Origin of the sequence: Methyloprofundus sedimenti (assembly GCF_002072955.1) — a bacterium.
Taxonomy (GTDB): domain Bacteria; phylum Pseudomonadota; class Gammaproteobacteria; order Methylococcales; family Methylomonadaceae; genus Methyloprofundus; species Methyloprofundus sedimenti.
In genome coordinates, this window is record NZ_LPUF01000003.1 from 1 (window position 1) to 18,496 (window position 18,496).

Below are 18,496 nucleotides of genomic sequence, written 5' to 3' on the forward strand. Positions count from 1 at the left end.
CATTAACAGCGGCTTCACCGCCTATTTGTTCGTATAAAGAATCTTGTTGTGACATTTTTGCTCCAAATAGTATAAAAAGTATTTAAGATATGTCTTAAGTAATCGATTAATGCTATATAAACCCATACACCGAAATTTAATATATATCTGAAATGCATCTTATTGCTTGATTATAAAATCGTCAACCCCTATATCATGCTTTTTAGAGTCAAACAAAAACATGCAAATTTAAAGGAGTATCAAAATGCAGCTTACCCAATTCACGGATCTTTCATTGCGCTTATTAATTTATCTTGCCCGCTTGCCGGAGCCGGGAATGGCAACCATTGCCGAAATCGCCGACTATCATCAAATTTCACGCAATCACTTGGTAAAAGTAGCAAATAGCTTGACTAACCAAGGCTTCATTATCTCGACCCGTGGCAAAGGTGGCGGCATCCAGCTGGCCAGACCTGCTTTTACCATCGGTGTTGGCGACGTCGTGCGGCAGACCGAAGCAAATATGAATCTGGTCGAGTGTTTCGACACACCTAATAACAACTGCCTCCTGATCCGCAACTGTTTTCTCAAAGCCTCGCTATACGAAGCGCAGCGGGCATTTATGGCGGTATTGGACAAATATACTTTAGCAGATGCCGCCAGCTTAGGTGGCAACATAAATTTACCTTCACTCCCCACCGACAAACCCCAAGACAGATAAATCGTTCTCGCCCTTGTTCGAGACAATAATCTGCTGGATACGTCGTTCAACACCCGCTAACTCATGCGGGTAAATTCCGGGTTCGATAGGCTTATCGGGTCAGAGGGAGCCGCAGCTCCCGTCTGCCCACAGAACCGTGCGTACGGGTCCGTACACGGCTCCTCACGCAAGACGTATCCATTGAGAAACTTCAAACCAATGCTCTAACTTTCGGTCGGATCGTATTTCCTGCCCTTTCAGATTTATAAACCAACTGTTCGGATAAGCCCTCGTCACTGCTCGCGCATTGGAGAGTTGCCACCGTTTGTTGTTTGAAAAGACGGCTTTTGATGCTTGTTTTCGTGGTACGCCCCGTTTGGCCAGTTTTCGATATAGATGCTGTTTTCTCTTTTGTTGATCGACTATTCGTGATCGTAGTCGTCGCCTGATATGGGCTTCGATTTTATTCAATTGTGAGGGGTAGTAAGTCAAACTGTAGTAATTTGACCAGCCCACATACCATTGATTGATCTCGTCCAGTGATGTATCCAGAGTCTGATGTGTACCTCGCGGTGTCAGTGCTTCGATTTTACTCATGGCTGTTTGCAGGGCTTTATGCGCAATGGCAATTGTCCCCTTAACCACGGTAAAACCTAAAAACTTTACCGCATCGGATTTAGCCACCTGGCTTTTCTCCTGATTCACTTTCAGTTTCAGCTTCTTTTCGATGAATTGGCTGACTTTTTCCATCACTCGATCTGCCGCTTTTTGCGATTTTACGAAGATATTACAGTCGTCCGCGTACCTGCAAAATTCCAGTCCACGTTTTTCCAATTCCTGATCCAGTTCATCCAGAACGATATTGCTCAGCAAGGGACTGAGTGAGCCCCCTTGCATTGCGCCTTCCTTGCTGGGGTTGACGATGCCATTGATCATGACGCCGCTACGCAACATGTTTCCGACTAGGCGAAGTATCCGTTTGTCGGATATTTTCTCGCCCATTCGGGCTATCAGCCTGTCGTGATGGATTCTATCAAAAAACTTGGATAGATCTATATCCACCACGTAGGGCTTGCCACTGTTCACTATCTGTTGTGCCGCTTGTACCGCTTCGTGCTGGCTTCGCCCTGGGCGAAATCCATAGCTGTGCGGTGAAAAATGCGGATCAAAGACCGGTTCCAGCAGTAGCTTTAATATTGTTTGTACCACTCGATCCCGTACCGTCGGTATGCCGAGTAGTCGTACACCTTTGCCTCCCGGCTTGGCTATTTCTACTCGACGGACTGGCGAGGGTTGATAAGTCCAGTTTGCGAGTTCCTCTTGCAACTGACTTAGCTCTTCGTCTAAACGAGTTTCAAAGTCTGCAATGGTTATTCCGTCTATGCCGGGTTTACCTTTGTTTTTCTTTACCTGTTTAAAAGCGACGCCCAAGTATAAGGTTGAGCATAACTGGTCGAAAAGTCTGGGTTCCTCTATTAATAGGTCGTGTTCGTTCATTTCACTTTTTTTCTTTCTTTTGCAATGGGCTTTCTTCAATCTCGCACAACCGATTCGTTCACTGTTTACGACGCGAATAGAGGGTTGTTCCTGTTAGGCTGATCTCAGTCCATCAGTTTATAATCAACGGCCATGGCCGCTTACGTGTTCCGCCCTTCACCTCCAACGTCCTGTTGCTGATTTGATGTTTTACCCTCCTTCATGTCACCATGAATTCATCGGCACCAAACTTTACGATTACTATGGCTTCATCTGAAAACCCTCGGTTCATAACGTCTACATTACTGTAGCGCTTAGGGCTTAAGGAGTCGCAGTTACTCCGACCCAAAGCCGACGGCTCTTCACTGGGTAAGATAGTCAACTATCTCTCGATCTACCTACCTTCAATACAACAACACGTTACGGTGAGAATATTGGACTTCGGTGGTCGCGGGCACCTTATCCCCTTGTTGCCGCCTTACGAAGGTTCACTTTCGTTTAGGTGATCGATTTGGCTAGAGCTTCCTTCAGATTCCGCATTGGCTCCCAATAACCGTGTTTCCCTGTTGGGTAGCTACCGGGAGTTTCTTTGGACACCCTTGCTTTCGCCTACTTTTTCCCTTCTCACAGGGCAAAGGCCGGATTTCCACCAGCTAGCTGACTATCATGCCAGTCACACCGCAGGTGTTGGATACGCGTCTCAATCGAAAGCCAACGCTGCAGCGGATTATCCTGCCGCTCTTTGGTGCCCAAAGCAATCTGTACCCGCACTCGCTCGGCAACATAAATTAAATTGCCGATGGCATTATCCGTTGGCAATCACGCAAAGATGCTGCCGATGCCGTGCAAGGTCAACTTATATTCCAAAACTGAAGGGGAATTTGTCAAAGTGTTTGGAACACTGGGAAGAAACATATCCCATTAACATATAACAAAAATATCTTGCCGGATATTGTGGCGTTAACGCCTTCACATGGTCACCATTACGTTCAATGACCAAACCGAATCAATTTGTAGATGCTCAACTTTATCTTTTTTTAAGCCTTTTTCAGCTAATTTATTGGCATATATATGATGCAGCCCCTGAAAAGGATTTTCGAGCGTATGACCGGGTTTGATCAACATACTTTGACATGCAGCCAGTTACGATAGCCTTCTGGATATGCTACAGTGGCGCCAGCAGAAACGGCGGTAATCGAAATGGAACTTAGGAGCGTGCACGAAATAAGGTATGCATCTTAAAATGGGGCGCAGATCTTTAGCCTGTATTGTAAAAGGTGGAATAGACTTACATCCAACAAGTGTGGTGTCACAACTGATCAACGAACAAAACAAAGTTTGGAGCCGTTCTAAGTCAGCATTGAAGGACTAGCGGCAGAATCAACCTACAACTGATATTGCTTAGTAGACGGCCTGATGGATGCGGATATCGCATCCATTTGACGGTGCAACTGGCATGATAGCGCGCTAGTTTCAAACTCAAAAAGACATTTAATGTCTAATTAATTGTCACCGTTTTGTGGCAACCGCATAAACTACATTTGTCTTAATCGACTTAACCTGCTCTCGATAAAGACAGGATAAATTGGCATTCCGCACTTGTTCAAACGTTTCAGCGTCTAGTTGCGCAAGCGTTCCGCGATAGCCACTACCCATAGCAATTGCCCACCAGTCATCAGCTGAATTCAAAGAATGCATACCACTTACCGCTTGAATATCATGAGTATCTATACCCGCTTTTACGAATAATTCACCTAACCCAGATGGTTTTGAAATGCGATCCCACGGATTAAAGCTCCGCTGAAGATCTACGCGTACGTTGCCGATAGCATCCCAGAAAATAGTATCGGCTGGCTCAAAAAGATCAGGCCCCCAAGTAGTAATTGCCAATCGGCCACCGGGTTTAACCATACGCCATAGCTCCTTAACTGCTGCAGTCATATCCGGTACGAAGAAGATGCCGAACACACAAACCACTGCATCAAAACTGCTATCTGGATATCCCAAATCAAGCATGTCCGCAACACGAAATTCTATATTTTCGAGTTTTTTAACCCTGGCTTTGGCTTCCGCTAACGCAATCAAACGTTCTGCAAGATCAGCAGCAATAACTTTACCATGCGGGCCAACTTGCTCGGCGGCAGGTAATGCAGAGCCACCACTGCCTGAACACACATCCAAAACAGATTCCCCGGGGCGTAAAGCAATACGTTCAATGGTTTGCCGTCCAAAGCAATGCCAGAAAGAACTGACAGGATGATCGAAATAATCGGCTGCTGTGTTGTAGGTCGCTACCGCTTTAGCTTTGGCTATTTCATGTTGACTCATAAAACTGACTCGTAATATTTTAGGTTATGTTTATGAATTTATTTATAGCACAACAGATAACGGCTGTCTGTAGTGCTCAGAGTAAACTTAAATTATTTATTTAATTTTTCCTTCCGCCAACCCACAGGTCTGCCCATTTTTTTGCTGTCATCCTGCGCCCTGTTAAGCGCTCAATTTCCGCTGTAAACTGTTCATTTCCGAGCTCCATGCCTTTTTTTGCCGCAATTCGAATATCGTCCAATAATTGTCCTTCGACTGGATATTTAAATAATGCACGGTAATTTTCTCGTCTCTTTTAGGGTTCACTCGCTAACGCTAACTACAAAGGATGAGCGGTACATAAAGACGATTCTTTTCTTAACGCATATATTGGTTAACTTGACCAACTGTAATCTGACGGCTGTTTTACCATCCCCGCTCTGACCGGGTTGAGTTCAATATAACGATAAAGGTGTAAAAGGAAATTGTCTTCTTGCACCAGGCAGGATTTAAACCGACCTTCCCAAAGCGACCCGGTTCGTTTATAGCTAAAATTGAAATAGCGTACATACTGACTGCCCAGTGATTGCATCATTAAACTAACTGCATTATGGGCTTTCGGCGTACACAGCAGATGCACATGGTTGGTCATCATTACCCAGGTATCAATTGTAAATGGATAGCATTTTCGTGTATTGCCTAGCGCATTGCGTAACCAGGCACGAGAATCCTCATCGGTAAAATATTCCGTCGTCGAAATGTCACCACAGTAAAGAAATATCAAGCCCCCGGTGTATCCGCACGACGGTAATTCGACATAACAACGTCCTCTCATCCAACGTAGGGTGGGCAAACAGCTTTACCGTTTGCCCACCTTTTGCCGATACACAAGGTGGGCAAAAAAGCCTGCCCACCCTACCGGGCTGCAGCGTACCGAAAAATCGTTATCATTTTCCGGCAATGTCCAAATACAATGAAGATGATCGGGCAACAATACCCAGGCTTCAATTGTAAAAGGATAGCGTTTTCGTGTATTGCTTAGCGCATTGCGTAAGCAGACACGAAAACCCTCATCGGTTAAAATATTCCTTCGTCGAAATGTCACCACAGTAAAAAAATAACAAGCCCCCGGTGTATCCGCACGGCGGTAATTCGACATAACGACGTCCTCTCATCCAACGTAGGGTGGGCAAACAGCTTTACCGTTTGCCCACCATTTACCGATAAACACGGTGGGCAAAAAAGCCTGCCCACCCTACCGAGCTTACCTAGCCTCAGTGTTGGGGTTCATGCTTTACCCCAATCTACGCATAATACTTTCACAGTCTCTAATGCTAAATACAAAGGATGAGCGGTACATAAAGTCGATTCTTTTCCTAACGCATTTATTGGGTAACTTGACCAGCTATAATCTGACGGCCGTTTTACCATTCCTGCTCTGACCGGGTTGAGTTCAATATTACGATAAAAGTGTAAAAGGTAATTTTGTTCTTGCACCAGGCAGGATTTAAACCGACCTTTCCAAAGTGTCCCTCGTACGTTTGTAGCTAAAATTCAGTTATTCCCTGAGCCCAGTTATTCCAGATATTCAAACATTGCTCAATTTGCTTAATATTGAAAACTGGGCTAGACTTTTATAAAAAAATATGCTTTACAATTCGGTATAAAAACAGTGTTAGATTAAATCTTTCTTGAGGAGTCCATAATGCCTTACAGACGTTTTAGAAATCTATTTATTTACTTAGTATTAAGTTTCTTTTTGGGCTCAAATGTGTATGCGCATGATAAGGCGTTAAAGCATATTTCGGGTTATGTTCTTAGTGGTAACACCCCCATTGCTAATGCTGATGTAAGTTTATACCTCGCGGGGGTCAGTATGGGCGTGCTCCTGAGTAAAGCGACGACAGATGAACATGGATATTACGAGATCCACTATAAATCGCATTCAAAATTACAAAAGCTGTTACGTCATAAGAATAAGCATAAATCAGGTCGTGTGCTTTACCTGATAGCAGAAGGGCAAAAAAGAGGGGTAGCTCATAATCCAGTTAAGCTGGCTGCGGTTCTGGATACTTCAAACATTCCAGAGAAAGTTTATATTACCCCACTCAGTACTGTTGCTACAGCCTACGCTATGGCGCAGTATACTGATGGAAAAAGCATCAGCGGCAAAAATCCGGGATTGAAAAATGCGGCCGGTACTGCACAAAAATTGGCTGATTTGAGTAACGGCGAAGTTACAGAATTACTCAAATCAGAACCTAATGGCAAGTTTACTTTTACCCTGCAGATTTTTAATTCGCTGGCCAATATGCTGGATGCCTGTGTACAACATACGAAAAATTGTGCTGCTTTATTCAGCGCTGCAAAACCCCCACTGGCTCCAGAACCAGAAAATACCTTTGCAGCGATGACTATTATAGCCAAGTCCCCCGGGTCACAAGTGGTAGAACGCTTTATTGTGTCATTGTTATCAACACAATATCAGCCAGCGCTTCGTCCCGATCTGAAGCCAGATGTTCCAAAAGTAAATGGTGTTAAACCGAATGCCTGGGTATTGGCAGTTCGTTATAAAGCGGATGGTCAATTAAGTGGTCCCGGGAACATTGCATTTGATGCAAAGGGTAATGCCTGGATAAATAATAATTTTCAGTTCAGTGATAAACAAACACCAGAACCCCCTCTCTGTGGCAGTACTAAAGTTTACAAATTAACACCCACCGGTAGCAATGCACCAGGATCACCTTACGGTACTACTGATGGCAGTGGGTTAAACTCAGGCGGACTGTACGGCGCAGGTTTCGGCATTGCCGTAGGGCCGGAGAATAACGCATGGATATCTAGCTTCGGTTTTAAGACGCCTAACTGCACTGAAGATCCTGAATTACTGGCTGTCAGTGTATCCAAATTCAGTTCGGATGGAACAAGGCTTTCACTTCCAGATGGTGATCCGCAAAACAATGTGCCTGGCGGTTATGGTTATGATGGATCGGGTAATTTACTACAGCCGCAAGGTATCATTTCAGATCTGGCTGGTAATATTTGGGTTGCAAACTGCTCCAGTCGGCCAATTCCTGGAACTAGCCGAATGCTGAGTAGTATCACTCGCTTTCCACAGGGTGATCCTGACAGGGTCGAGAATTACCCATTTCCAGCTGAAGAATTTGGCAAACCCTTTGATGTTGCAATAGATCACCAGAGGCATGTCTGGGTGACAGGTAACGGAACCAGCAATGTGCTTGAGCTGGATCATAATGGTATAAAAGTAGGCGAGTATATCTCGGGGGACAATATTAAACGACCGATGGGAATTGCTGCAGATAGTGAGGGTAATCTCTGGTTTTCCGATGCAGGACTACCTAACCCACCTTGCCCTGCCATTCTTTCTGAGGATCATGTTATTGGCTCTGATGGTTCGAAAAATAGCGCCGCTGCGGTAACGCTGATTCGTCATCTTGGTGAGACTCGTGAGGTAACTACTTTCGGGAAAACTGCTGATATGCCGCGAGATGGTTTGCGCTGGCCCTGGGGTATTGCTGTCGATGGGAATGACAATGTCTGGGTTGCTAACTTTGCAGGTAAGCGAATTATGCATTTATGTGGTGTAAAAGAGCAAAACTGTCCGCCGGGTGTGCATACGGGTGAACCTTTTTCACTAGATACTGGTTATATCAGCGATGCCTTGAAACGCGTAACAGGCATCCAAATTGATACTTCAGGTAATGTCTGGGCAGTCAATAATTATGAAGAAATTGGCTTGCTTCCTCCCGGTCAGGAAAATCCTGGAGGACATGAAATTGTCGTGTTTATAGGACTCGCTGCACCTGTTAAAACACCATTACTAGGGCCAGTCCAGCAACCATGAATTAAATAAACCAAAAACTGACCTGGTTTTCTAAATCAATGAGGTAAGACTCGAATACTGATTAACGCCACATCGACAATATTCATTTTTCTAGCAAGAACTTACGCATTTCTCGAACCACCAAAGCTTCATCTACGATGAATACGTAGTGGTTAGTGTCATGTAGTTTGATGACTCGCGAGTTCTGAACGCCAGTGCGGAAGCGCTGGATTGCTCCTGCTATCCACTCCGCAAGCGGTTTGATGTCGCGATCGAATTTCTCTTGCGTGGCACGGTCCAGATACCAGTAATAGGGAAGACGGTAATCAGGTGTTATGGCATTGAAAATGCCAAGCGCGGGAGCCTGGATGCGGTCGTACTGAGCCTCTTGTAAACCAGCAATTATCTTGCGCGAAATTTCAGGAGGCGTAATCGCTGCAACGACCCTTCCTGATGGACCGGTTCGGATTGAATTACATATCGCTGCGAGCGGCGCTCGATATCCGTTGAAGCGCGCATTGGCTGCGGCAAAACGTCGCACCGACTCCAGGTCTGCGGCAGTATCCGGTGGGGACGGTGGCGGTTGAGGGAGTGCTGCCCACCCACCAGCCCCTAGATCTAATGCATCCAGGTAGACAAGCTTCTTGACGCGATCCGGATAGACTGCACCAATCTCGTTCAGTTCCGTTCCGGCAATGGAGTGCCCAACAAATATGGCCTCGCGTATGTTCATCTTGTCGAGGACAGCAATGTCGTCGCGCGCCCTCGTTTCAATGTCATAGCCGTATACAGGCTGGCTTGAGCGCCCGAAACCTCGACGCGTAATGCCGATGACATGGAAACGATCGTTGAACTGGTATGCAAACTCATCGAATACGTGCACGTTGTCTCCAAGTCCAGCGAGCAAAACCAAAGTTTCGCCTATGCCGCCCCAATCCAGGACCTCAAGTTGGACGCCCGGCTCAACCGTGACGATGCTGACTTTATGTCCCGAAGTATCGAACTTACAAATATTTGCCATCGGGCGCTCTTGTTTCGCTAAACGAGGTGGGACTGTCCCAATGGTCGTGGTTCTTGCGCTCCAAACATTTTGGCCAAGGAGTGGTCCGGCGATATGGTTAACCAAAAGGCCCAGCGCGATCAGGAGCCAAAGCGTCCATTTCCCCATGACTAACCTCCTCTCTCTTTAAGCTGCCGAACAAGTGATTAAGTGGATTCCCTATACCATGCAGCAATGAAATAATCTCCCCATCGCAAGCTCGGCACTGGCTTCGAATAACTGGTAACTTGAATTCACCCATCGAAAGAGCAATCGAAAGGGTTAGACTCGAGTGATATCGCCTTTGCACTTAAATGTCTCACTGGTAGAAGCATTATAAGCTGCCCCTCTCTTATTTCCTTAATATATTATTTGAAATTTTTGGTTAGCTATTTTCTCTTCCATTAAGTAGATATTGATGCAACCATCTTGCACTTCACAGGTAACTGGGTCAGATTAACTTAAATTATTTATTTACTTTTTCCTTTCGCCAACCCACAGGTCTGCCCATTTTTTTTGCTGTCATCCAGTGCCCTGTTAAGCTCTTAATTTCCGCTGTAAACCTTTCATTTCCGAGCATCATGCCTTTTTTTGCCGCAAATCGAATATCGTCTAATAATTTTCCTTCGACTTGATATTTAAATAGTTCGCAGTCATTTTCCCGCCTCTTTTCGGGTTCACTTGCTAGCGCTAAATACAAAGGATGAGCGGTACATAAATTCGATTCTTTTTCTAACGCATTTATTGGGTAACTTGACCAGCTGTAGTCTGACGGCTATTTTACCATCCCTGCTCTGGACCGGGTTGAGTTCAATATAACGTCCTCTCATCCAACGTAGGGTGGGCAAACAGCCTTACCGTTTGCCCACCATTGGTCGATAAAAAAAGGTGGGCAAAAAAAACCTGCCCACCCTACCGGGCTATTTGGGCAGGGCCTTCGATGTGTACCCAGGCGGCGAAATAATTGCCTGTTCACGTATATTGCATGACGAGGAGATTGTCATTGTGCTAAATCCCCATGGCCGTCAAAAGCGGGGAGCCGACATTCTGGTGGATGCCTCTCTAAATCCGGATGGCAGTTACATGACTACTGTTGCCAATACCGAGGAAGCAGGAACCGTTAACTATTCTGGAGGTAATAATACAGGGAGTTCAAAAACGATAAAAAGAAACGCTGCTGGCATACAGTATATAGAGATTAGAGATGTAGGCCCTTCAGAAATCATTGTTCTGGTAAATAAACATTAGGCTCCTACAAGCCCAAAAAATTGATGGCAACTGCTACACTTGACAATGGAATTCGGAGTTGTGCAACCGCTTTCCTGCTGCCGAGTCTGAGGGCAATCTACGGTGCGCTGATGAGCAGTGAGTTATTATTTTATTTGATTACCCATAACTCTAAGCTATATTCGTCATTCCTGCATGTTTTTAGCAGGAATCTCGTGGGGTAAGCAAAGATTCCCGATAAAGCTTGTGCCCACGCTTGACTGGGTAGACTTCGGGAATGACGGGACTCTTAACATACTGATATTTTAAAATATTTTTTAATATGACTGTAGGTTGTACGTAATCAGGTTATTTTAAAATAAAGAGAGCACCCAGTTTATTGTCGTTATCAGCTAAACAAATTTAAACGCTCTATCCACTTAAATATTTAACCTTTACAAAAAATAGGATGATTTATCTATAGAAACATAAAAATTAATACACTACCCTGAGGAAAATTAACATGAAAATTAAACTATTAAATTGTTGGAATATACCTTCTTCTTTTTATTTTCTAGTATCCGTGACCCTGATGCTGACATTCACTAATGATCTAGTGGCGATGGATAAAACATATAAAGCTGGAAATTCTGCTAAAAATATCAGCAACTATGGTAAACGTTATAGTAAAGATATTCTTCGCGGTATCAAAATTAGCGACGTTTATTCTTTTAATGACACTGATACCACTCGTTTTGGACCAGCCTACGCCAATATTTGGCTGGAAAAATCTAATTTTCTGGCCTGTCTTCCTCCAGGCGGCAGACAGTTTTCTTATGCTCTTTGCTATTACTCAGGACCAGACCAACCCACTGGAAATGACCCAGATAACCCTTCGCTACCGTGCACACTTTCACGCGATGGTGTCGTAGCAAATTGTACTTGTTACGAATTATCGACAGAACTCATATCCCCGAAGATACCTTATTATGTAGATATCAATGCGATATCAAATCTGGACATTTACCAACAAACCATCGAAGTCTGCGGGAAAGATGGCTTGAAATGCGCTTCTGGTGATATTGTTCCTCCAGTGTGCGATGCGATCAATGTGAATCTACTGGTACCCGGTGCAGATGCCATTTCCGTGTTTTCACCCATTTTCATCCAAAACTATCAGTCGCCCCAAGATATTGCTTCAGGTAATACGTCAACGTCCTGCAAAAGAAAAAATGCTGCCTTATATGCTGGATGTATGACAGCTCCCTGTTATACCACAGGAGAAAAAGATGCTCAGGGACGAAATTTGATGGAATGTAAATGTCCTGTTTACGATGGCCCTTTTCAAATTGGTCAGTCAGACCAGAATTGTGATGCCAATGACCCACCTACCAATGCCCTGTCTAAATCCATGGCTAACACTAGAAAAAGGCATTCTAAAAATGTCTGGTCGGCTGCCTATAACCCTAATGGTGGACCTATAGAAATACCCGATGGAGCCTGTGTACCTGACCTACCGGGTAGCAAAGGTTGCGAACTTTATGACGACAGCAATTCTATAATCAATCCAGACGAAGCCATATGTTCCAAAGTCTGTTCATCCTATGACAACAGTACAGTCATTTCCGATACACAAGTTGGCTATAGTTGTGATGCGACGCTGTGTACGACTTTGGGGATAGGACAAGGTGACAATTTCAACCCTTCAGCCAGCGATCAAATTCAACTGTTAGGTAAAGCTTGCGATGGTATCTCAAAGATGAGCGGTATGGATCAAATCTTACTGGTCGAAGCACTCGCTGGATGCAGTTGCTGTGCCAGTCAGGTCTGTGGTTGCGATTCTATCAATTCACAGACAAACCAGGAGATTTACAACCTTAACCAGGAACAACGAGATGCTCACATTACACCTCAATGCGATATTAATAATACTTTGTGCGGGGAAAATGAATGATTTTACACTGAACAAAGGGTAGAGTTTGATACCGCTACCAGTGACACATTAATCTGTTGGATGATATCAACTGATTATAAGCAATTGATTTGTTATATATTTCAATGATTGGTGGCGGCCTTAAACTCTGCCTACCTGGTGAATTTTGCTATCCGCCTCAGGAAAGGAATAACTGAGGTCACCCATTAGCCTGCCGTTGTCAATAGGCCAAAAAAATCCTTCAAGCAAAGTCTGGATTTTTTTGCACAACCTTATTCCGTTTTTGTTTTTAAAACCATTCATCCTGTTATTGAACCTGTGGACTTCGTGTGTCGCGAGGCCCGAGAGTGTGGGTAAGCTGTGGGCAGCATGGATGCTGTCCATGGTTTATCCACACGTCTCTGCTCGGGCCGATCCACAGAACGCGTCCACAAGTCCATAGGTTATCCATTTAAATCAATTTGTGCCTTACTCGTCTATTTGCTTATTCTTCCCTTGTTTTGTTTCGTTTTGTCCTGGCAATTACCCAGCTTACGCACCCGTCTTCTCGTTTGGTGGTTAGCGCCATCTACCGATGCGCTCCAGTCACCCATCAGGATCAAGGCTGCAGGGCTTCCCTAGGGGAAGGATTTCTGCGCCCCTGGCTTTTTTAAGTCCCCGATTGTATCGGTGCCAAACCTTGTTCAATGGCATCAATGCCAACAGAGCTTGTGGTTCTCCGTCGAAACGGACCAGACCCTTCGTGGTTCAAGGCTTGGGCGTATCAGTCTGTACTTTGCCGTGTACAAAACGTTTTTAGTCGGTTGAGCGATCTGCCAATCAGAGTAAGTGGTTTTTAGCCAACCCCAATTCTGGTTCAACCGCTCAACCCTAACCTTTAAGTAAATAACTTGGCAGAATCAAAAGGAACCTGATCCCGCATCACATAATAACTTGCCCTTGCTAACTTGTGTGCAATTGCTTTGATGGCAACCACACGATTGCGTTTGGTCATTTTACGCTGATAAAAGCGTTTCGCCTGGTCGTTAAAACGGATCGCAAAATTGGCCGCTTCAACAAATGCCCAGGATAAGTATTTATTGCTTGAATTCGCGGGAAGTAAAGTTGCCTACTTTTTGAAATCGTTCAATTTTACCGGTCTCCAGCATGATGGTCAGGGCCAGAATGGGGCCAATTCCGCCAATAGTTAATAAATAGCGATAGCGGAGATCCAGCTTAACCTGTTTTAATATTGAACTAAACCCGGTCATAGCAGGGATGGTAAAACAGCCTTCAGATTACAATTGGTCAAGTTACCAAATAAATGCGTCAGGAAAAGAATCGAATTTATGCACCGCTCATCCTTTGTATTTAGCGTTTATATAGTAATTAATTATCTATCCTTTGATTCCTGAAGAAACGACAGACTCAACAATGCGTCTCTGGAAGAAAATAAAAACGAGTAATACCGGTAATGTAATTAAAGTAGCGTACGCCATGATTTCGCCCCAGGAATTGGTATGACCAAAAAATTGCTGGATACCTGGTATAACAGGTCGGTATTCCTGGCCCTGGATGACCAGAATCGGCCATAGATACTGATTCCACATACCCAGAAACACAATAATCGCAGACGTAGCGATCACCGGTTTTGAGTTGGGCATTATAATTTGTGAGCTATCCCAGATAGACTGATGGCTGTGTTACATAAAGATGGGCACGAAAAAGACCTTTGCCCATCCTACACGTTGCCCTTACCGTTTGCCCACCATTGGTCGATAAAAAAGGTGGGCAAAAAACCTGCCCACCCTACTCACCATAATTCATATCATCGTCTTGAATTAAATTGTTGCCACCCCAATTCGCCGGGTATATTCCCTGATTGACATAGCGATGAAATGTCGAATATGGCCATTCACTCACAGCTTTTACCAGACCGTGCTTAACCGGGTTGTAATGAATATAATTTATATGACGTTGGTAATCATTTTCATCACGGATTTGATGCTCCCAAAAACGTCTTTGCCAAATGGTGCCTTCCCGATGTTTTTGTTTCGAGGCATTCACCCATTCAGGTTTGTGTAAGCTATCCTTTGCAGACTTTGTAAATTGTCTTTTGATACCATTCCAGCGTACCGAAAAATCGTTATCATTTTCTGGTAAGGTCCAAATACAATGAAGATGATCGGGCAACAATACCCAGGCATCAATTGTAAATGGATAGCGTTTTCGTGTATTGCGTAACCAGACGCGAGAATCATCATTGATTAAAATATTCCGTCATCAAAATGTCACCACAGTAAAGAAATAACAAGCCCCCGGTGTATCTGCACGGTGCTAATTCGACATAACATCGTCCTCCCATATTCAACGTAGGGTGGGCAAACAGCGTTACCGTTTGCCCAGCATTGGCCGATAAAAAAGCTGGGCAAAAAAACCTGCCCACCCTACCGGGCTATTTTTGTATAGCAATATGCATCTAGGAAATAGATGTGCATGCGGAGAGTCCCTACGCTTACGAAAGCATATTTTGGGCATTCTGCCCACAACGCGGCAAAAGCTTAACGGGACTGATTAAAAACTACGTTGTCCTGATTCACCCTACATCCATCTATAAAAACCCTAAATGGATTTTCATTTGGCTACCTCAAACGACTTGACGCGATGTCGGAAAGCCTTGTATTTTCTCTACACAAAAAGACGTTCCGAGATAACACCCAGCCCTATCGCTATGACGGACTAAAAATCTTCACTTCGCTTAGGCTCCGCACACTCCAGGATTTTCAGCGCGGGATGGCTATTCGAGATCGGTTGATATAAACCAATTTAAATTAGTTTATATCAACCGATCCTTATGGTTTACAGACCTTATGTAACTTATTTGTCTATGTAGTCAAGCTTATGAGTTGATTTAGAAAAATAACTTGAAAATTCCAGTGGGATATTCATGTCTTGCAATCATGCGTTTATACATGACCTAACCTATTTCACTCGTTGATAAATGAGTTTGCAGTATCATTAAGTATCTTTTATAATATTTATGTTGAAAAAGCGCAATATCGATTCTATACTAATGTTGCAGTTTTTGCATAATATTAAAAAATTTAGGTAGGTGACTTTAATGAGTAATACAGCAAGCAGATCTTTATTTGAGCAAATAGGTGGCGAAGCAGCGGTTAATGCCGCCGTGGATATTTTTTATCGTCGGGTATTAGCAGACCATAGGATTAATCGTTTCTTTGATAGCACCGACATGGAGCAGCAAGCAGCTAAACAAAAAGCCTTTTTAACCATGGCATTCGGTGGTCCAAATGACTATAGTGGTACTGATATGCGTACTGCACATGCTAAATTTGTCAAAATGGGCTTAGATGACACTCATTTTGATGCTGTGGTAGAAGATTTAGCAATAACACTACAGGAACTGAATGTACCACAAGCATTGATTGAGCAGGTCGCTGCCATTGCAGAAAGTACCCGCGCTGACGTATTAAATCGTTAATAATTGGGCAAGTGTGATGACGAGGCAAAAAATACAATTAGGTGAGCAGCTAATTTTGTGTCAACCAGATGAATCTTTGCTTGATGCTTTATTACGTGAACAAATTGATATTTCTCACAGCTGTCGTCAAGGCGTGTGTCAAAGTTGTTTGTTGCGCAGTTTGGATTCTCCCCCTTCAACTGCAGCACAGCATGGATTGAAAGACGGTTTAAAAAAACAAAACTACTTTCTCGCCTGTCTTTGTTACCCACAAAAAGCTATGCGTATTGCTTACAGTCATCATGCTGAGTTCATAACGCATGGCACGGTGAGTGCCATGCAAACTCTTAATGCCGAAACGCTGTTATTAACTCTCGACCTTGATGAAGCACTGGATTATTATGCAGGGCAATTTGTTAATTTACAGCGGAATGACGGCTTGATGCGTAGCTATTCGATTGCTAATAATCGTATACATAGCAAGCAGTTAAGTTTTCATATTCGTCGCCTGGCAGGTGGTCGCTTTAGTGGCTGGGCACACGAGGAATTAAGATTAGGAGATCGCCTAGCCGTTTCAGAGCCGCAGGGCTTATGTTACTACCTGCCCGATAAACCAGAGTCACCTTTATTACTGATCGGTACAGGCAGCGGGCTGGCACCGTTAGCAGGTATTATTAACGAGGCTTTACATCAAGGCCATACCGGTGACATCTATTTGTATCACGGCAGCCGTGATTTGAATGGTTTGTACTGGGTAGAAGAAATGCAGGCATTGGCTGAAGCTCATAGTAACTTTCATTACCGCCCCTGTATTTCCAGTGGCGAGCCACCTGAGCATCTATTTTCAGGTCGAGCTAATGAAGTGGCTTTCAGTCAGTTACCTGACTTGAAAGGTTGGCGAGTCTACTTATGTGGACATCCTGATATGGTGAATAATACCAAGCGACAGGCTTTTTTAAAGGGCGCTTCTTTATCGGATATTTATGCTGATGCTTTTCATGTTGCTTCGAATTCCTTAAATTAACGGGTATATCATCTGATTTTTTTCGTCATTTATAACCAACCCCGTTAATCTCAATATTTGGGAAAAGCTGAAATGAACATCGTCAGGTCTTGCATTAACGCATTTTCGTACTTTTCACAACCATCAGTAATAGTGTTAGGGTTGAAGTTAGTACCTGTTTTACCTTTATCCTAGAAACCTCAATTGAATACGAATTTTGTGGAAAAACATATATTTTTCATTCACTTTTAACTTTAAAAGTTATGCTATCGAAATTTGCATTGTTACGAGGTGATTGACTAACAAGCTACCCCAGATAGACTGATGGCTGTACTATATAAAGATGGGCACGAAAAAGACCTTTGCCCATCCTACAAAAGTTGCTCATATTATTTCTGCACACTCTTAAGCCGGTATTAGCTGCAATTTCACCCATTGCTAAATACTCAGCTCCTTTAGCTAATGAGGCGTTGATTCTATTTTCGATGTTATTCATTATATCTGTTCTTTTTAGCATAACGTGTAACATAAACGGCCGCCGCTGTATGTCGGTCCGAGTGAGAGATTGCGAACGATTTGATGCACTAGTTATGCGCTTGTTTCAATATCTGATAGCTTGTCAATATTGACCACTATTTCATAATCAGCATATTCAGTCTGCTCAGAATATAAAGCAGAATATTCAACTTTTTATAGTCAAATACCTCCGGTACAGCCGGAGGCTTGTAATCGTAAACCGCTCGAAGCGGGTTAATTCATTTACCACCTAAAGGTGGCAGTGTCTTAAAATAAATCGAGTTGGTCTATTCGCTTATCCTCATCTTCTTGATGCTTAATATAATTTCTCACCGTTTCCTCATCTCTGCCCACTGTGGAAACATAGTAACCTCTTGCCCAGAAACTCTGCCCTGTAAAATTCTTTCTTCTCCCCATATAGGTTCGAGCAATCGATATAGCACTTTTCCCTTTAATAAATCCAACAACCTGTGACACTGAATATTTGGGAGGAATCGAGATTAAAATATGAACATGATCTGGCATTAAATGCCTTTATTCAATTTTACATTCATTTTGAAGTGCTAAATCTTTTAGAGTAGTACCAATATATTTCCTCAAATCCTTGTAGAGACTCTTCTTTCTATGTTTGTGTATCCAAACTATATGATACTTACATTCCCATTTTGTATGATTTAAACTATTTGCTGTATTCATCGTTTGTTTCCTTATCTATTGTACTTTAGGCGGTTCACAGGTAGGGAGACTCACGATGATTCCCGTAATTGTCAAACTTTACTAGTCCCCCAGCAGAGCTGGGGGTTTACTGATTAGAAATTAGAAGTAGCTGAATATAAAATATAATGATCATAAATGCTTGTCACTTGTTGGGTGACGCTACTCCGCTTCACGGTTTTGTGGATAATACAAATAACCGTTATTTCTGTAGTGTTTATTCTAAATTGTTTTATTTGCAACAAAAACCAGGCTGTTTTAGCTCCGCTTTGTCGGTGTTATGTCGCACTACCGACATAAAAGACCGCATCATTATTAA

General features: G+C 43.5%; 16 protein-coding genes and 2 pseudogenes. 6 read left to right on the top strand and 12 right to left on the bottom strand.

The genetic code is table 11. The features are described from left to right. Nucleotides 1–244 precede the first annotated feature (244 nt). Nucleotides 245–700 (top strand): RrF2 family transcriptional regulator, encoded by a 456-nt coding sequence (locus AU255_RS14770; protein ID WP_080523231.1) that lies wholly within the window; start codon nt 245–247, stop codon nt 698–700. Nucleotides 701–862: 162 nt separating this feature from the next. Here the strand turns inward: AU255_RS14770 and ltrA are convergent, their stop codons facing one another. From ltrA to AU255_RS14795, 6 genes are all read right to left on the bottom strand, one after another. Continuing rightward, complete coding sequence (gene ltrA / locus AU255_RS14775) at nt 863–2,176, bottom strand: group II intron reverse transcriptase/maturase (protein ID WP_080523708.1); 1,314 nt, start codon at nt 2,174–2,176, stop codon at nt 863–865. Nucleotides 2,177–3,124: 948 nt separating this feature from the next. Then, nucleotides 3,125–3,280 carry a hypothetical protein gene (locus tag AU255_RS20455; RefSeq protein ID WP_198942653.1) on the bottom strand — a complete coding sequence of 52 codons (156 nt, stop codon included), beginning with the start codon at nt 3,278–3,280 and terminating at the stop codon, nt 3,125–3,127. Between the two features lie 384 nt (nt 3,281–3,664). After that, nucleotides 3,665–4,483, bottom strand: a complete 819-nt coding sequence (locus AU255_RS14785; protein ID WP_080523710.1) for a class I SAM-dependent methyltransferase — start codon at nt 4,481–4,483, stop codon at nt 3,665–3,667. Nucleotides 4,484–4,583: 100 nt separating this feature from the next. Then, nucleotides 4,584–4,724, bottom strand: a complete 141-nt coding sequence (locus AU255_RS20160) for a hypothetical protein (protein WP_158083144.1) — start codon at nt 4,722–4,724, stop codon at nt 4,584–4,586. Between the two features lie 132 nt (nt 4,725–4,856). Next, on the bottom strand, nt 4,857–5,246 hold the full coding sequence (locus AU255_RS19865; protein WP_198942654.1) for an REP-associated tyrosine transposase: 390 nt from the start codon (nt 5,244–5,246) through the stop codon (nt 4,857–4,859). A 75-nt stretch (nt 5,247–5,321) separates the two neighbouring features. Beyond that, nucleotides 5,322–5,621, bottom strand: coding sequence for an REP-associated tyrosine transposase (locus AU255_RS14795; RefSeq protein ID WP_198942655.1), 300 nt, complete (start codon nt 5,619–5,621; stop codon nt 5,322–5,324). Between the two features lie 546 nt (nt 5,622–6,167). Between AU255_RS14795 and AU255_RS14800 the strand changes: the two genes are divergently transcribed. Beyond that, complete coding sequence (locus AU255_RS14800; protein WP_080523711.1) at nt 6,168–8,327, top strand: NHL repeat-containing protein; 2,160 nt, start codon at nt 6,168–6,170, stop codon at nt 8,325–8,327. An 82-nt stretch (nt 8,328–8,409) separates the two neighbouring features. Here AU255_RS14800 and AU255_RS14805 read toward each other — a convergent pair whose 3' ends face one another. Further along, nucleotides 8,410–9,474 (bottom strand): alpha/beta fold hydrolase, encoded by a 1,065-nt coding sequence (locus AU255_RS14805; RefSeq protein WP_080523712.1) that lies wholly within the window; start codon nt 9,472–9,474, stop codon nt 8,410–8,412. Nucleotides 9,475–10,350: 876 nt separating this feature from the next. On the opposite strand from AU255_RS14805, the gene AU255_RS14815 reads away from it, so the two are divergent. Together AU255_RS14815 and AU255_RS14820 are read left to right on the top strand one after the other, a co-directional pair. After that, nucleotides 10,351–10,593: a hypothetical protein gene (locus tag AU255_RS14815; protein ID WP_143735986.1), complete on the top strand. Its 243-nt coding sequence runs from the start codon at nt 10,351–10,353 to the stop codon at nt 10,591–10,593. 580 nt (nt 10,594–11,173) lie between these two features. Beyond that, on the top strand, nt 11,174–12,505 hold the full coding sequence (locus AU255_RS14820) for a hypothetical protein (protein WP_143735987.1): 1,332 nt from the start codon (nt 11,174–11,176) through the stop codon (nt 12,503–12,505). A 1,055-nt stretch (nt 12,506–13,560) separates the two neighbouring features. On the opposite strand, the gene AU255_RS14830 is transcribed toward AU255_RS14820, so the two are convergent. The 3 genes and pseudogenes from AU255_RS14830 to AU255_RS14840 form a co-directional block, all read right to left on the bottom strand. Continuing rightward, nucleotides 13,561–13,734 (bottom strand): transposase, encoded by a 174-nt coding sequence (locus AU255_RS14830; protein ID WP_080523717.1) that lies wholly within the window; start codon nt 13,732–13,734, stop codon nt 13,561–13,563. Between the two features lie 126 nt (nt 13,735–13,860). After that, the gene (locus AU255_RS14835) at nt 13,861–14,127 is read right to left on the bottom strand and encodes an ABC transporter permease subunit (protein WP_080523718.1); all 267 of its coding nucleotides are present in this window, start codon (nt 14,125–14,127) and stop codon (nt 13,861–13,863) included. A gap of 145 nt (nt 14,128–14,272) precedes the next feature. Beyond that, a pseudogene (locus AU255_RS14840) lies at nt 14,273–14,761 on the bottom strand (REP-associated tyrosine transposase). An 823-nt stretch (nt 14,762–15,584) separates the two neighbouring features. On the opposite strand from AU255_RS14840, the gene AU255_RS14845 reads away from it, so the two are divergent. Continuing rightward, a complete protein-coding gene (locus AU255_RS14845) occupies nt 15,585–15,965 on the top strand; it encodes a group I truncated hemoglobin (protein ID WP_080523720.1) in 381 nt (126 codons plus the stop codon). A gap of 16 nt (nt 15,966–15,981) precedes the next feature. After that, on the top strand, nt 15,982–16,968 hold the full coding sequence (locus tag AU255_RS14850; protein WP_080523721.1) for a 2Fe-2S iron-sulfur cluster-binding protein: 987 nt from the start codon (nt 15,982–15,984) through the stop codon (nt 16,966–16,968). A gap of 286 nt (nt 16,969–17,254) precedes the next feature. Here the strand turns inward: AU255_RS14850 and AU255_RS14855 are convergent, their stop codons facing one another. Both AU255_RS14855 and tnpA read right to left on the bottom strand, forming a co-directional pair. Next, nucleotides 17,255–17,443 carry a hypothetical protein gene (locus AU255_RS14855; protein WP_143735988.1) on the bottom strand — a complete coding sequence of 63 codons (189 nt, stop codon included), beginning with the start codon at nt 17,441–17,443 and terminating at the stop codon, nt 17,255–17,257. A gap of 287 nt (nt 17,444–17,730) precedes the next feature. Further along, a pseudogene (gene tnpA, locus AU255_RS14860) lies at nt 17,731–18,159 on the bottom strand (IS200/IS605 family transposase). Between the last annotated feature and the right edge of the window lie 337 nt (nt 18,160–18,496).

Bases quoted from the DNA above. Each gene is read 5' to 3' on its own strand.
- AU255_RS14770 (WP_080523231.1), top strand. From the start codon at position 245: ATGCAGCTTACCCAATTCACGGATCTTTCATTGCGCTTATTAATTTAT.
- ltrA (WP_080523708.1), bottom strand. From the start codon at position 2,176: ATGAACGAACACGACCTATTAATAGAGGAACCCAGACTTTTCGACCAG.
- AU255_RS20455 (WP_198942653.1), bottom strand. From the start codon at position 3,280: ATGTTGATCAAACCCGGTCATACGCTCGAAAATCCTTTTCAGGGGCTG.
- AU255_RS14785 (WP_080523710.1), bottom strand. From the start codon at position 4,483: ATGAGTCAACATGAAATAGCCAAAGCTAAAGCGGTAGCGACCTACAAC.
- AU255_RS14795 (WP_198942655.1), bottom strand. From the start codon at position 5,621: ATGTCGAATTACCGCCGTGCGGATACACCGGGGGCTTGTTATTTTTTT.
- AU255_RS14800 (WP_080523711.1), top strand. From the start codon at position 6,168: ATGCCTTACAGACGTTTTAGAAATCTATTTATTTACTTAGTATTAAGT.
- AU255_RS14805 (WP_080523712.1), bottom strand. From the start codon at position 9,474: ATGGGGAAATGGACGCTTTGGCTCCTGATCGCGCTGGGCCTTTTGGTT.
- AU255_RS14820 (WP_143735987.1), top strand. From the start codon at position 11,174: ATGGATAAAACATATAAAGCTGGAAATTCTGCTAAAAATATCAGCAAC.
- AU255_RS14830 (WP_080523717.1), bottom strand. From the start codon at position 13,734: ATGACCGGGTTTAGTTCAATATTAAAACAGGTTAAGCTGGATCTCCGC.
- AU255_RS14835 (WP_080523718.1), bottom strand. From the start codon at position 14,127: ATGCCCAACTCAAAACCGGTGATCGCTACGTCTGCGATTATTGTGTTT.
- AU255_RS14845 (WP_080523720.1), top strand. From the start codon at position 15,585: ATGAGTAATACAGCAAGCAGATCTTTATTTGAGCAAATAGGTGGCGAA.
- AU255_RS14850 (WP_080523721.1), top strand. From the start codon at position 15,982: ATGACGAGGCAAAAAATACAATTAGGTGAGCAGCTAATTTTGTGTCAA.
- AU255_RS14855 (WP_143735988.1), bottom strand. From the start codon at position 17,443: ATGAATAACATCGAAAATAGAATCAACGCCTCATTAGCTAAAGGAGCT.